This window comes from Mesorhizobium sp. HAY1-8B (assembly GCF_056868045.1).
Window position 1 is genome coordinate 5,317,667 of record NZ_CP200321.1, and the last position, 13,853, is coordinate 5,331,519.

The 13,853-nt window shown below is 65.0% G+C and carries 12 protein-coding genes; all 12 read right to left on the reverse strand.

The window, feature by feature from the left end; genetic code table 11:
- Nucleotides 1-10: 10 nt before the first annotated feature.
- Genes murB through mraZ form a run of 12 tightly spaced genes read right to left on the reverse strand, consistent with a single transcriptional unit; the run spans nt 11 to nt 13,742 of the window.
- Nucleotides 11-976, reverse strand: coding sequence for a UDP-N-acetylmuramate dehydrogenase (murB, locus tag AC1VON_RS25505; RefSeq protein WP_483125275.1), 966 nt, complete (start codon nt 974-976; stop codon nt 11-13).
- A complete protein-coding gene (murC, locus tag AC1VON_RS25510) occupies nt 973-2,373 on the reverse strand; it encodes a UDP-N-acetylmuramate--L-alanine ligase (protein ID WP_172349809.1) in 1,401 nt (466 codons plus the stop codon). Before murC ends, murB begins: the two co-directional genes overlap by 4 nt.
- Nucleotides 2,370-3,497, reverse strand: a complete 1,128-nt coding sequence (murG, locus tag AC1VON_RS25515; RefSeq protein WP_483125276.1) for an undecaprenyldiphospho-muramoylpentapeptide beta-N-acetylglucosaminyltransferase — start codon at nt 3,495-3,497, stop codon at nt 2,370-2,372. Before murG ends, murC begins: the two co-directional genes overlap by 4 nt.
- A 1-nt stretch (nt 3,498) precedes the next feature.
- Nucleotides 3,499-4,650 (reverse strand): putative lipid II flippase FtsW, encoded by a 1,152-nt coding sequence (gene ftsW, locus AC1VON_RS25520; protein WP_056573273.1) that lies wholly within the window; start codon nt 4,648-4,650, stop codon nt 3,499-3,501.
- On the reverse strand, nt 4,650-6,050 hold the full coding sequence (gene murD, locus AC1VON_RS25525; protein ID WP_172349807.1) for a UDP-N-acetylmuramoyl-L-alanine--D-glutamate ligase: 1,401 nt from the start codon (nt 6,048-6,050) through the stop codon (nt 4,650-4,652). The genes ftsW and murD overlap by 1 nt, the downstream gene beginning before the upstream one ends.
- A 9-nt stretch (nt 6,051-6,059) precedes the next feature.
- A complete protein-coding gene (gene mraY, locus AC1VON_RS25530) occupies nt 6,060-7,142 on the reverse strand; it encodes a phospho-N-acetylmuramoyl-pentapeptide-transferase (protein ID WP_172349806.1) in 1,083 nt (360 codons plus the stop codon).
- 17 nt (nt 7,143-7,159) lie between these two features.
- Nucleotides 7,160-8,641, reverse strand: coding sequence for a UDP-N-acetylmuramoylalanyl-D-glutamyl-2,6-diaminopimelate--D-alanyl-D-alanine ligase (locus AC1VON_RS25535; protein ID WP_483125277.1), 1,482 nt, complete (start codon nt 8,639-8,641; stop codon nt 7,160-7,162).
- A complete protein-coding gene (locus AC1VON_RS25540; RefSeq protein WP_172349804.1) occupies nt 8,638-10,092 on the reverse strand; it encodes a UDP-N-acetylmuramoyl-L-alanyl-D-glutamate--2,6-diaminopimelate ligase in 1,455 nt (484 codons plus the stop codon). The genes AC1VON_RS25535 and AC1VON_RS25540 overlap by 4 nt, the downstream gene beginning before the upstream one ends.
- A gap of 54 nt (nt 10,093-10,146) precedes the next feature.
- Nucleotides 10,147-11,856 carry a peptidoglycan D,D-transpeptidase FtsI family protein gene (locus AC1VON_RS25545; protein ID WP_172349803.1) on the reverse strand — a complete coding sequence of 570 codons (1,710 nt, stop codon included), beginning with the start codon at nt 11,854-11,856 and terminating at the stop codon, nt 10,147-10,149.
- Nucleotides 11,853-12,248 carry a cell division protein FtsL gene (ftsL, locus tag AC1VON_RS25550; RefSeq protein WP_172349802.1) on the reverse strand — a complete coding sequence of 132 codons (396 nt, stop codon included), beginning with the start codon at nt 12,246-12,248 and terminating at the stop codon, nt 11,853-11,855. The genes AC1VON_RS25545 and ftsL overlap by 4 nt, the downstream gene beginning before the upstream one ends.
- A 4-nt stretch (nt 12,249-12,252) precedes the next feature.
- Complete coding sequence (gene rsmH / locus AC1VON_RS25555; RefSeq protein ID WP_483125278.1) at nt 12,253-13,287, reverse strand: 16S rRNA (cytosine(1402)-N(4))-methyltransferase RsmH; 1,035 nt, start codon at nt 13,285-13,287, stop codon at nt 12,253-12,255.
- On the reverse strand, nt 13,284-13,742 hold the full coding sequence (gene mraZ / locus AC1VON_RS25560; RefSeq protein ID WP_056573299.1) for a division/cell wall cluster transcriptional repressor MraZ: 459 nt from the start codon (nt 13,740-13,742) through the stop codon (nt 13,284-13,286). Before mraZ ends, rsmH begins: the two co-directional genes overlap by 4 nt.
- Nucleotides 13,743-13,853 lie beyond the last annotated feature (111 nt).

Consider the following 13,853-nt stretch of genomic DNA (forward strand, 5'->3'; position numbering starts at 1 on the left):
TCAGCCGGCACTAAAGCAGCTGGCCCAAAAACTCCTGCACTGCATGTCCGGCACGGAAATTGCCGATGCGCTTGATCTCCCACTGCAACCGGATGCCGGAATGTTCGAGCACCCGCGCACGCACCGTCTCGCCGAGATATTCGAGGTCGTAACCGGTCGCCGTGCCGGTATTGATCATGAAGTTGCAGTGCATCGGCGACATCTGAGCGCCACCGATCATCAGGCCGCGGCAGCCCGCCTTGTCGATCTCCTTCCAGGCCGACGTGCCTTCCGGATTCTTGAAGGTCGAGCCCCCCGTCTTCTCGCGGATCGGCTGCACGGTCTCGCGATGGTTCTGCACCGCATCCATCGCCGCCCTGATCGTGGCCTTGTCTTCGGCGAAGCCCTCGAACAGGGCCGATGTGAAGATCAGCCCGGAAGGTGCCGCCGAATGGCGATAGGCATAGCCCATCTCGGCATTGCTCAGCGTCTGGACATTGCCCTTGCGGTCGAGCGCGCGCACCTCGACGACGCGCTCCCGCGTCTCGACGCCATTGGCGCCGGCATTCATCCTGAGCGCGCCGCCAATGGCGCCCGGAATGCCGTGATAGAAATGGAAGCCGCCAATGCCCGCTTCCAGTGCCAGGGCGGCCACGCGCTTGTCGGGCGTCGCCGCCCCGGCCTTGATCCTGATCGGTGAGACGACCTCTGCCTCGCCAAAGCCCTTGGCCGAAAGCCTGATGACGAAGCCCGGGATGCCGCCATCCCTGACCAGCAGGTTCGAGCCGATGCCAACGACGGTAAGAGGTATCTCTTCAGGAACCGCGCGCAGGAACGCGGCAAGGTCTTCTTCGTCCGCCGGCTGGAACAGCACCTCGGCCAGGCCGCCGGCGCGGAACCAGGTGATCTTGTCCATCTCGGCATTCGGCGTGAGACGACCGCGCAGGCCGGCAAGCCGGTCGCCGAGTCTGTCGATCAGGACCTGGCCGTGCATCATGAGGCGGCAAGCTCCTTGGGCAAGGCATAGGCCCATTGGGTTATGTTGCCGGCGCCGAGGAAGACGACGAAGTCGCCGGGCTTGGCCAGGTCGCGAATGATTGGCGCGATCGCCGCCGGCCCCTCGATGTAGCGTGCATCGCGATGGCCAGCGGCACGGATGCGCGACACCAATTCGTCCGACGTGACACCGTCGATCGGGTCTTCGCCGGCAGCGTAGACTGGCGCCACCATCACCGTATCGGCGTCGTTGAAGCAGGCGGAGAACTCGTTGAACAGATCATGCAGCCGGGTGAAGCGGTGCGGCTGGGCAATGGCGATGACGCGGCCCTTGGTGGCGCTGCGCGCCGCCTTCAGCACCGCCGATATCTCGACCGGATGGTGGCCGTAATCGTCGAACACATCGACGCCGTTCCACGAACCGGTATGGGTGAAGCGGCGCTTGACCCCGGCGAAGGACGACAGGCCCTTCTTGATCGCCTCGGCGGACAGGCCAAGCTCATGCGCGACGGCGATCGCAGCGGTGGCGTTCGAGACATTGTGGCGGCCGGGCATCGGCAGGCGCAGATCCGATATTGTCTTCTGGGCGCCGGTCTTGCGGTCGCGGATCACCACGTCGAACTCGGACGTCGCGCCCGCCATGCGGTGGTTGGTAAAGCGCACATCGGCCTGCGCGTTTTCGCCATAGGTGATGACGCGGCGGTCCTCGATGCGGCCGACAAGCGCCTGGACTTCGGGGTGGTCGGTACACATCACGCCGAAACCGTAGAAAGGTACGTTCTCGACGAACTGGCGGAACGCCTCGCGCACATTGTCGAAACTGCCATAGTGGTCGAGATGCTCGGGATCGATGTTGGTGACCACGGCGATGTCGGCTGGCAGCTTGAGGAAGGTGCCGTCGCTCTCGTCGGCCTCGACCACCATCCACTCACCGTCGCCCATTCGGGCGTTGGTGCCATAGGCGTTGATGATGCCGCCATTGATGACGGTCGGATCAAGCCCGCCGGCTTCGAGCAAGGTCGCCACCATCGAGGTCGTCGTCGTCTTGCCGTGCGTGCCGCCGATCGCCACCGCCTGGCGGAAGCGCATCAGCTCGGCCAGCATCTCGGCGCGGCGCACGATGGGAAGCAATTTTTCCCGCGCGGCCTTCAGCTCCGGATTGGATTTCTTGATCGCCGTCGAGACGACGATGACCTCGGCGTCGCCGAGATTCTCGGCCTTATGGCCGACAAAGCATTCGATGCCCTTGTCCCGCAGCCGCTGCACATTGGCGCTGTCGGCCTGGTCGGACCCTTGCACCTTGTAGCCGAGATTGTGCAGCACCTCGGCAATGCCGCTCATGCCGATGCCGCCAATGCCGATGAAATGCACAAGGCCGATGGTCTGCGGCATCTTCATGCGTGCGTCCCCTTCTTGAAATCCGATACGCTTTTGCGGGACGCAATAGCTTCTGTGAGATCGGCGAGCAACCGTGCCGCGTCGGGCCTGCCGACCGATTTCGCGCCAGCGGCCATCGCCGCCAGCCGCTCGGGATTGTCCATCAGCCCGCCAATGAGGGCCGCGATGCGCTCGGGCGACAGCGTCGATTGCGGATGCACCTCGCCACCACCGGCGGAGGCAAGGGCAGCCGCGTTCGCCGCCTGATCGTGGTCGAGCGCATAGGGATAGGGCACCAGCAGCGCCGGCCGGCCGATGACGGCGATCTCCGAGACGGTCGAGGCGCCGGAGCGCGAGATCACCAGATGCGCTGCCGCCAGGCGCGCCGCCATGTCGGTGAAGAAGGGCGAGACCTCGACGGCGACGCCAAGGGCGGCATAGGCCGCCTTGACCCGCGCCACGTCGTCGGCGCGCGCCTGTTGGGTGATGGCAAGCCGCTTGCGCTGCGCATCCGAAAGCAGTGCGATCGCCCCCGGCACGGCATCGGAAAAGAACTGGGCGCCCTGGCTGCCGCCGAACACCAGCAGGCGGAAGGGCTGCTCTCCGGTCGACGCCACATAGGGAGTCTTGGCCGCCTCCAGCACAGCCGGCCTGACGGGATTGCCTGTCGTCACCGTCTTGGCACCAGCGGCGCTTGTGTCCTGCGGCAGGAAGCCGCCGGCGATGGCATCGACACGGCCGGCCAGCGCCCGGTTGGCGCGCCCCATCACCGCGTTCTGCTCGTGGATCAGCGTCGGCACCTTGCGCCGCGTTGCCGCATAGAGCGGCGGCAGGGTCGGGTAGCCGCCGAAGCCGATCACCGCGTCCGGCTTGATCCTGCCGATAATGGCGGAGGCCTGGCGCACGCCGCGCCAGATTTTCCAGAAGGCACCGAGCACGGCAATGGGATTCTTCGAACCCATCGTCGCCGACTGGATCGGGTGGATGGCGGTGGCCGGAAAGTGGCCGGCAAACCGCTCGGCGCGTTCGTCGGTCGCCAACTGCACCGTCCAGCCGCGCTCGATCAGCTCATGCGCCAACGCCTCGGCCGGAAACAGATGTCCGCCGGTTCCGCCCGCCGCGAGAAGGATGACACCCCTCGCCATGTCACTCCGCCGGCAGGGCGCGTTGCGGCAACGTAAAGCCCATCTGCTTGCGTTTTTCCGGCCGCTTGCGCGTCAGCGCCAGCACCATGCCCATCGAGATGGCGATGGCGATCTGCGAGGAGCCGCCATAGGAGATGAAGGGCAGCGTCATGCCCTTGGCCGGAACCAGCTGCAGGTTGACGCACATGTTGATGACGGCCTGCAGGCCGAACACGGTGACGAGGCCACCGACCGCATAGCGGGTGAAATCGTCATGCTCCTTCAGCGCCGTGTTGAGGCCGCGCAGCACGATGAAGGCAAAGATCGACATGATGAAGAAGCACATGATCAGCCCGAATTCCTCGCCCGCGACCGAGAAGACAAAGTCGGCATGGCTGTCTGGGATGACCCGCTTGACCGTACCCTCGCCTGGCCCGACGCCGAACCAGCCGCCATTGATCAGCGCGTCGCGTCCCATGTCGACCTGGAATGTGTCGCCTTCGCCGGTGAGGAACTTGTCGATGCGCAAGGCAACGTGCGGAAACACCGTGTAGGCGGCGAAGACACCGCCGACGCCGGCGGCACCCAGCACGATGATCCACAGCCAGGGCAGCCCCGCCATGAAGAACATGATGCCCCAGGTGCCGGTCGTCAGCATGGTCTGGCCAAGATCGGGCTGCGCCACCAGCAGTGACACGACCAGCACGAGGAGCAGCATGGCGAACAGATTGCCCGGAATGTCGGGCTGGCGCTTGTGCTCGGCGAACAGCCAGGCGCACATGATGACGAAGGCCGGCTTCAGGAATTCCGACGGCTGGATCGACAGGCCGGCGAGCGAGACCCAGCGCCGCGCCCCCTTCACCTCGACGCCGACATAGAGCACCGCCACCATCAGTACCAGCATCAGGCACAGCATGATCAGCGACATGCGCCGGATCTCCCTGGAATCGAGGAAGGAGACGGCCAGCATCACGCCGAGCGCCGGCACGGTGAAGATGATCTGCCTGGTGGCGAAGTGGAAACTGTCGAGGCCGATGCGTTCGGCCACCGCCGGGCTGGCGGCGAAGGACAAGACGATGCCGAGCCCCATCAGCGACAGGAACGCCGCCAGGAACCAACGATCGATCGTCCACCACCAGGTTGCGACGGGACTTTTATCGAGACGGCTCTGCATTATCGTGCCCCTCCGATGGGTTTGACGCCATCTATAGCGCTCGCAGCTTGCCTGAAGGCTTCGCCGCGAACTTCGAAATTCTTGAACTGGTCGAAACTGGCGCAGGCCGGCGACAGCAGCACCACCACCTCGCCGCTGTCGTCCCTGGCCGCATCATGCGCCGCATGCGCGACCGCGGCGGCCAGCGTGCCCGATATCTCGTAGGGCACAGCCTCGCCCAGCGTCGCCGAAAAGGCGGGCGCCGCCTCGCCGATCAGATAGGCCTTGGCGATGCGCGGGAAGAAGCCGCGCAGCGGCTCGATGCCGCCTTCCTTGGGCAGGCCGCCCGCGATCCAGTAGATACGAGGAAAGCTCGACAGCGCGGGAGCCGCCGCATCGGCGTTGGTCGCCTTGGAGTCGTTGACGAAGAGCACATGGTCCTTGCGGCCGACCTGCTCCATGCGGTGAGCGAGACCCGGGAAGCTTTCGAGCCCCGACTGGATCTCGCCAAGGTCCAGCCCGACTTTCAGACAAGCGGCGACGGCAGCCAGCGCGTTCTGCGCATTGTGCTGGCCGCGCAGCGAGCCGATGCCTTCGAGGAAGGCGACCTTGCTGTAGCGGCCATGCACGGCCTCCATCAGATTGGTGCCGTCGGCGAAATAGCCGTCGGTCAGCGGCAGGCGCTTGGAAATGCGGATAACCTGCCGCCCTGCCCGCTCCAGCCTTTCGGCGATCTGCGCGCACCAGGAATCGTCGATGCCGATGATCGCCGTCTCGCTGCCCGCCACCAGCCGTTCCTTGATCGAGGCGTAGTGCTGCATGGTGCCGTGGCGATCGAGATGGTCGGGCGTCAGGTTGAGCAGGATGCCTGCGGTCGGATTGATCGAGGGCGCAAGGTCGATCTGGTAGGACGAGCACTCGACGACATAGTGGCGGTCGGGCTTCGGCGGATCGAGCGTCATCACCGCGCGACCGATATTGCCGCCCATCTGGGTGTCGCGGCCGGAAGCCTTCAGAATATGCGCCGTAAGCGCCGTCGTCGTCGATTTGCCGTTGGTGCCGGTGATGGCGATGAAAGGCGCCGCTGGCGCGCTGAGCGTCCGCTCCCGGCAGAACAGTTCGATGTCGCCGATCACCTCGACGCCGGCGCCACGCGCGAGCTCCACCGTCCAGTGCGGCTTGGGATGGGTCAGCGGCACACCCGGCGACAGCACGAAGGCGGAGAATTTCGCCCAGTCGGCGCCACGCAGGTCGGCGGTTGCGATGCCGGTGGCTGCCGCCTTGGCGACGCTGTCGGGATTGTCGTCCCAGGCCAGCACCTGCGCGCCGCCCTCGATCAGCGCGCGCGCCGTCGCGATCCCCGAGCCGCCGAGCCCGAAGAGCGAAACCTGCTTGCCTGCGAAGGATGCGGCGGGGATCAAGGGGCGGTCCTATCTGAGCTTCAGGGTCGACAGGCCGACCAGCGCCAGGATCACGGCGATGATCCAGAAACGGATCACCACCTGGCTTTCGGTCCAGCCGAGCTTTTCGAAATGATGGTGGATCGGTGCCATCAGGAACACCCGCTTGCCGGTCATCTTGAAGTAGCCGACCTGGATGATAACCGACAGGATTTCCACGACAAACAATCCGCCGACGATGACCAGCACGATCTCGTGCTTGGTGGCGACCGCCACCGTGCCGATCAGGCCGCCCATGGCCAGCGAACCGGTGTCGCCCATGAAGATCGCCGCCGGCGGCGCGTTGAACCAGAGGAAGCCGAGGCCAGCGCCGATGACGGCGCCCAGCACGACCGCCAGTTCACCGGTGCCCGGAACAAAATGGATCTGCAGATATTCGGCGAACACCGCATTGCCCGAGAGATAGGCGATGACGCCGAAGGATGCCGCAGCGATCATGATCGGCACGATCGCCAGACCGTCGAGGCCATCGGTCAGGTTCACCGCATTGCCCGCGCCGACGATGACGAAGCAGGAGAACGGAATGAAGAACCAGCCGAGGTTGATGATGAATTCCTTGGCGAAGGGGAATGTCAGCGACGACGAGAACGGCGCCTGGCCGTTATGCATGATCACCCAGGCGGCGATGCCGGCGATGACGAATTCGAGCGCCAGCCGTGCCTTGCCGGAGAAGCCGAGATGCGACTGCTTGGTGACCTTCAGATAGTCGTCATAGAAGCCGATCGAGCCGAAACCCAGCGTCACCAGAAGCACCACCCAGACATAGATGCTCGACAGGTTCGCCCATAAAAGCGATGAGCCGATGATGCCCGACAGGATCATCAGGCCGCCCATCGTCGGCGTGCCGGCTTTCTTGAAATGCGTTTGCGGTCCGTCGGCGCGGATCGGCTGCCCCTTGCCCTGGCGCAGCCTCAGCGAATTGATGATCGTCGGCCCAAAGATGAAGACGATCAGCGCCGACGTGATCAGCGCCCCGCCGGTGCGGAAGGTGATGTAGCGGAAGACGTTGAAGACCGAGACCTTGTCCGCGAAATCGACCAGCAGTGTAAACATGCGCTTTCGTCCCCCGACTAGGTCAGTTTGCTGGTTGTCGTTTCAGCCGGGTACTTGCCCAGCAGCGCATCGACCAGTTTTGCAAAACCGATGCCCTTCGACGATTTGATCATCACCACGTCGCCCGGCCTCAGCGCGGCAATCAGCACCGGCTTCAGTTCCTCGACGCCGGCGCGGTATTCCGTCTTGATGTCGCCTGGCAGCGCTTCCGCCAGCGCCCGCATTTCCGGCCCGCCGAGAAAGACGGTCCGTGTGCCGGTGCCGACGATGAGATCGGCCAGTGCGGCGTGCAGCTTGGCCGAATGTTCGCCGAGTTCGAGCATGTCGCCGAGCACGGCGATGCGGCGGCCCTCGCCCGTCACCGGCGTTGCGTTGAGCAGCGCCATGGCAGCCGCCATCGAGGCCGGATTGGCGTTATAGCTCTCGTCGATCAGCGTGATCGGCCCACCGGGGTGACTCGAAGTCGAGCCACCGGGGTGACTCGAAGTCGAGCCACCGGGATGCCGCAGCACATGGCGTTTTCCGCGGCCGCGCTCGGCCGAGAGATCGGCCAGGGCCAGTGCTACCTTGTCGAGGTCGGCGCCCATCAGCTGCGCCGCGCCCAATACCGCCAGCACGTTCTGAACCATGTGCCGGCCGGGCGCACCGATGCGGGCGATCATGTCATGGCCGCCAATCCTGGCGGCGATGTCGGAGTGGTCGGCATGCAATTCGCATTTGGTGAGCTTGAAGGTCGAGCGCGCATTCTCGCCGAAGCCGTAGACATGCTCCACGCCGGCGGCATGCGCCATCTTGTCCAGAAGCTTGAAGCGCGCGTCGTCGCGATTGAGGACCGCGGCACCCTCGGGCTCCAGCCCTTCGAAAATCTCGGCCTTGGCCTTGGCGATCTCATCCAGATTGCGGAAGAAACCCAGATGGGCGGCCGCGATCATGGTGACGATGGCGACATGCGGCCGTACCATCTTCACCAGCGGCCGGATCTCGTCGGGATGGTTCATGCCGATCTCGAACACGGCATAGTCGCAATCGGCGGGCATGCGGGCCAGGGTCAGCGGCACGCCCCAATGGTTGTTGAAGGACTGCGCCGAGGCGTGCACCTTGCCGACCGCCGACAGCACATGGCGCAGCGCTTCCTTGGTGGTGGTCTTCCCGGCCGAACCGGTGACAGCGATGATTTTGGCCTGCGAGCGGTTCCGCGATGCGACGCCGAGCTTTTCCAGTGCGATCAGCACGTCCTCGACGACGATGATCGGCGCCGTCAGCCGGCCGAGCGACGGCAGCTTGCCTTCCGCCACCACCAGCACGCCGGCGCCGGCCTTGATGGCCGCGGTTGCGAAGTCGTGGCCGTCCATGGCCTCGCCCTTGATGGCGAAGAAAGCGTCACCCGGCTCCAGGCTGCGGCTGTCGATCGAAATGCCCGATATGCCTTCGGGCATGGGCCCGAGAGGCCTCCCGTCCATGGCGGCAACCAGCGCCTCGGAGGTCCACAACAAACTCATGCGGCACGCTCCCGCAAAGCGGCGCGGACTTCCTCATGATCTGAAAAATGCAGGGTTTCGGAGCCGATCGTCTGGCCTTCCTCATGGCCCTTGCCGGCCACGATCAGCGTGTCGCCGGCATGAAGCATGCCGACGGCCTCGTGGATCGCCTTGCGCCGGTCGCCAATTTCGATGGCGCCTGGAGCAGCGGCCATGATGGCGGCGCGGATCGTTTCGGGCACTTCGGAGCGCGGATTGTCGTCGGTGACGATGACGACATCGGCAAGCCGGGTCGCGATCTCGCCCATGATCGGTCTTTTTCCCCGGTCGCGGTCGCCGCCGCAGCCGAACACGACCATGACGCGGCCCGTCGTGAACGGGCGTACCGAGGCCAGCACATTTTCCAGCGCATCGGGCTTGTGGGCATAGTCGACATAGACCGGCGCGCCACCGGCGGTGGTCCCGACGAGATCGAGCCGGCCCGGCGCGCCCTTCAGTTTCTCCAGGGACATCAAGGCCTTGGCGACAGGCGTTCCCGTGGAGATGGCAAGCCCCGCTGAAACCAGCGCGTTCGAAATCTGGAAATCGCCGGCCAGCGGCAGGTCGATTTCGTAAAGCACGCCCTCGGCCTCCACTTCGGCGCGCTGGCGATGGCGTTCGTGCTCGACCCGCTTCAGCGTGAGGAAATCGCCATGGCGGCCAACCGTCAGCACGTCGAGCCCGGCGGCCCGCGCCGCCTGGATGGTCGGCGCCGACCATGGGTCGTCGGCGAAGATCACCGCCGGCGCGCCTTTCGGCAACAGCGTGTCGAACAGGCGCAGCTTGGCGCGGTGATAATCCTCGACCGTCGGATGGTAATCCATGTGGTCGCGGCCAAGATTGGTGAAGCCGCCGGCCGCCAGCTTCACGCCGTCAAGCCGGCGCTGGTCGAGCCCGTGGCTGGAAGCCTCCATCGAAGCGTGGGTGACGCCGGCATCGGCCAATTCCTTGAGCAACTGGTGCAGGGCGACCGGATCGGGCGTGGTCAGCGAGCCATATTCGTTGCGACCTGGCGCCACCACGCCGGTCGTGCCGATCGAAGCCGCGGCATAGCCTGCCTGCTCCCAGATCTGCCTGGTGAAGGCGGCGACCGAGGTCTTGCCGCTGGTGCCGGTCACCGCCACCATGGTTTGCGGCTGCCTGCCGAAATAGCGGGAAGCACTCAGCGCCAGCGCCAGGCGCGGATCATCGACCGCCAGCACCGGAACCGGCAGTCCGGTAACGGAACCGCCTTTGCTTGTCACGATCGCAAGCGCGCCACGCTGGGCCGCGTCGGCAGCGTAGGCCGCGCCGTCCGCCTTGGTGCCGGCGAGCGCAAAAAAGACGACGCCGGGCTTTACCTGCCGGGAATCGGACGAAATCCCGGTAACCTCCAGATCGGCGGAAGCTGTTCCTTCGACTGGCAGGACACCGGCTAGATCTCTGAGCTTCATCGAGTTCCGTTCACCGCAATAAAATAGCGCGCAGTCGCCGGCGCGCCCCAAGAATCACTCATAGGAAACCAACGTTGCACCATTTTCATGGCTGAAATCTGGTTTCACGCCAAGCATGGCCGCGGAACGCCTGATGATATTGCCGGCCATAACCCCCGCATTCGCCGCCGCGACGTCCGTCATGCCAGGCTTTTCAGGGTGCGGGGCGTCGGCAATCGTAAAGACGAGGTATTGCGGGTCGTCCATCGGGAAGGCGGCGACGAACGTATTGAAATTCAAGTCCTTCGAATAGCGGCCGTTGACGACCTTCTCGGCCGTTCCGGTCTTGCCGCCAACGCGGTAGCCGGGGACTCTGGCGTTTCTGGCCGAGCCCTTCTCGGCGTTGAGCGAATAGAGGTAGCGCATGCCCTCGACCGTCTTTTCGCTCACGACCCTCTTGGCGGTGGCCATCGCTTCCGCCTGCGTACGCACCAGGAAGGTCGGGTTCATCAGGAAGCCGCCATTCATCAGCGCAGCGCAGCCGACAGCAGCCTGCAGGGGCGTCGTCGATACGCCGTGGCCGAAGGCGATCGTGAACGAATTGACCTGTTTCCAGACCTTTGGTTCGGTCGGGCGGGCAACTTCCGGCAGTTCGGTCTGCATCCTCTCCAGAATGCCAAGGCGATGCAGGAATTCCCGGTGCCCCTCGATGCCCACCAGCTCGGCCTCCCGGGCCGACCCGATGTTGGACGAATAGAGGAACACTTCCGGCAACGACAGCACACGGTTCTTGCCGTGGAAATCGTGAATGGCCTGATGGCCGACCCGGATCGGATGCGAGGCATCGAAACGACTGTTCATCGTCGCCTTGCCGGAATCGAGCGCCATCGCCGAGGTGAAGCTCTTGAACGTCGAGCCCATCTCGTAGAGGCCGGCCGACATACGGTTCAGCCGGTCCTTCTCCTGTGCGTTGTAAGGATTGTTCGGATCAAAATCCGGCACCGAGGCCATGGCCACCACTTCGCCGGTCTTGACGTTGAGCACGACGGCGCCGGCGCCCAGGGCGCGATAGCGCTCCAGGCCGGCGGCGATCTCGTCGCGCACCACATGCTGGACGCGCAGATCGATCGAAAGCTTCACCGGCTTGAGATCCTTGGCCACCGCCAGGCCCGACGCCTGCAGGTCGCTCAGGCCCTGCTCGTCGATATATTTCTCCATGCCGGAGATGCCCTGGTTGTCGATGTTGGTCAGGCCGACAACGTAGGAGGAGGTCTCGCCGCTCGGATAGAAGCGGCGCTTCTCCGTGCGAAAGCCGAAACCGGGAATGCCGAGCTGCATGATATCGGCCTGCTGCTTGGGCGTCAGTTGCCGCTGCAGCCAGACGAATCCGGCGCCGCTCTTCAGCTTGTGGTAGGTCTGCTCGTAATCGATCTCGGGCAGCACGGTCGACAGTTTCTCGATCGCCTCGTCGGCATCGACGATGCGGCGCGGCTCCGCGAACAGCGACGCTGTCTTGATGTCGGTCGCCAGCACTTCGCCGTTGCGATCGACAATGTCGGGCCGCGAGGCGGTGACCCGGCTCTGCGGGCCGCCCGACAGATCTGGCGTCTGGAAGCCGAGATAGACCAGCCGACCTGAAATGGTCGAGAAGATGCCGAAGAACACCGCCATCGTCATGACGATGCGGGCCTTGCCCTTGCCGCCTGTCGCCTTGCGGGCGCCCTCGACGACGATCGATCCGTCCTCACCCGTCCTGGCGCGACGCCTCAGCAGTTTGCCGATCATTGGGCGATGCCTCCGGTCACGACGGGGTCCTTGTCGCCCGCGGGCGCCTTGTCGGAATTGTCGGCCATGCCCCCCTGGCGTCCGTTCAGGATATCCTGGATATCCAGGGCCTTGGCCGGCAGATCGCCCAGGCCCACGATCTGGCGTGCGCTGACCGGCTCGAGTGCGAGCTGCGACTTGTAGAGTTCGGTGAGCTTCTGCAGCCGCGACGGCTGGGTGAGCAGGCTCCAGTCGGCCTTGAGCAGGTCGATCGTCTCCTCCTCATAGCGGATCTGGGTATGGATTTTCTGCACCGCCGCCAACTGATCCTCGGCCTCGCGCTTGGTCTTGTAGGTCAGGGCCGCCGCCGAAACCATGACGGCGATCAGGACAATGTCGCTGGTACGGAACACGTGCTTACCTCTCCCCCGGCAGGTTGATACCGGGAAGTTTTGGAAGGCCGAAAATCGAAAAATCGCCGGCTCGCGCCGGTGCCTCGGTGCGGATCGCCGCGCGCAACCTGGCCGAACGGGCACGCGGATTGGCCGCGGTCTCGGCATCACCTGGCGTCACGCCACCGCCAGCCTTGCGGAAAGTCGCGGTACGCGCCTGCGCCTCGGGCAAATGACGTGAGCCGGTGGCGACGTCGGCCCGGTCGGCGATGAAACGCTTGACGATGCGGTCTTCCAGCGAATGGAACGTCACCACCACCAGGCGCCCGCCCGGCTTCAATGCGCGTTCGGCCGCGAACAGAGCCTTGGCCAATTCGCCAAGTTCGTCATTGACGTAGATGCGCAACGCCTGGAACACGCGGGTGGCAGGATGGATCTTGTCCTTCGGCGCGCGGCCGATATGCGTCTCGATGGCGTCCGCCAGTTCCAGCGTGCGCTCGAACGGCCGCTTTTCACGGCGCGCCTCGATCATGCGGGCGATGCGACCGGCGTGACGCTCCTCACCGAGGAAGCCGAAGATGCGGGCAAGGTCGCCCGGCTTGAAGTTGTTGACGACGTCGGCGGCGCTGAGGCCCGCCTGCGCCATGCGCATGTCGAGCGGCCCATCGGTGCGGAAGGAAAAGCCGCGCCCGGCCTGGTCGAGCTGCATGGAGGACACGCCAATGTCGAGCACGACGCCGTCGACACTTTCGACATGTTCGTCCAGCGTCGAGAACGGTGCCTGCACCAGTCTCAGCCTGCCGCCCGATTGCGCCTCGAGATCGCGTCCGGCCGCGATGGCGTCGGGATCGCGATCGATCGCCACGACGGAAGCCCCGGTCGCCAGAATGGCTTTTGTGTAGCCACCGGCGCCGAACGTGCCGTCGACGATGATGTCGCCCGCCGCCGGCGCCAGCGCCTCGAGCACTTCGCCAAGAAGGACCGGAATGTGGCGGACCGATCCGCCAACGGCGTGCCCACCTACAGCGTGAGGAAGGTCATCGCCGTGGCCCACCGTCATTCCGGTCGCTCCCCAGGCTTCGTCCCCTGCCGAAGCTGCAAAAGCCGGGCTCGCGCCTGCGCCCCATAGGCAGCAAGCCGCCCCGGCTCCCAGATCTGAAAGAAATTGCCGCGCCCGACAAAGGCCACCTCCGCCGAGATGCCGGTGTGCTCGCGGATGAAATCGGTCATCGTGATGCGGCCGTCCTGATCGAGTTTCAGGAAGGTCCCGTCGCCATGACAGAAGAAAGACATGTCGTCCGCCGTCTGCAGGAACGGATCTTCCTGCGCGATGCGCTGCTCGTAGCGGTCGAGCAGGTCGAGTCCGCCGACATCCATCGCCGGCAGGTCGAGGCAGCGCAGTGCGTAGAGTTCCGAATAGCCGCGTTTCTGCACGACGGCGCGGAAATGCGCAGGAACGGACACCCGCCCCTTCGCATCGATCCTGCTCACCGTGTTCGACAGAAACCGGTCCATTAAACGCTACAGCCGCTTGCGCCGCCGCCCCCCTCTTCATCGTCTTGCACGCGCCGCCGCAGCGCGTTCCCTGCCCCACAGCCAGCTCTTCCACACGGGTAAAGAGCGGCA

What these genes read in the sequence shown, in the direction of transcription:
- AC1VON_RS25535 (WP_483125277.1), bottom strand. Translation starts at nt 8,641, where the DNA reads ATGAGTTTGTTGTGGACCTCCGAGGCGCTGGTTGCCGCCATGGACGGG.
- murC (WP_172349809.1), bottom strand. Translation starts at nt 2,373, where the DNA reads ATGAAGATGCCGCAGACCATCGGCCTTGTGCATTTCATCGGCATTGGC.
- murG (WP_483125276.1), bottom strand. Translation starts at nt 3,497, where the DNA reads ATGGCGAGGGGTGTCATCCTTCTCGCGGCGGGCGGAACCGGCGGACAT.
- rsmH (WP_483125278.1), bottom strand. Translation starts at nt 13,287, where the DNA reads ATGACGGTGGGCCACGGCGATGACCTTCCTCACGCTGTAGGTGGGCAC.
- mraZ (WP_056573299.1), bottom strand. Translation starts at nt 13,742, where the DNA reads ATGGACCGGTTTCTGTCGAACACGGTGAGCAGGATCGATGCGAAGGGG.
- mraY (WP_172349806.1), bottom strand. Translation starts at nt 7,142, where the DNA reads ATGTTTACACTGCTGGTCGATTTCGCGGACAAGGTCTCGGTCTTCAAC.
- murB (WP_483125275.1), bottom strand. Translation starts at nt 976, where the DNA reads ATGATGCACGGCCAGGTCCTGATCGACAGACTCGGCGACCGGCTTGCC.
- AC1VON_RS25540 (WP_172349804.1), bottom strand. Translation starts at nt 10,092, where the DNA reads ATGAAGCTCAGAGATCTAGCCGGTGTCCTGCCAGTCGAAGGAACAGCT.
- AC1VON_RS25545 (WP_172349803.1), bottom strand. Translation starts at nt 11,856, where the DNA reads ATGATCGGCAAACTGCTGAGGCGTCGCGCCAGGACGGGTGAGGACGGA.
- ftsW (WP_056573273.1), bottom strand. Translation starts at nt 4,650, where the DNA reads ATGCAGAGCCGTCTCGATAAAAGTCCCGTCGCAACCTGGTGGTGGACG.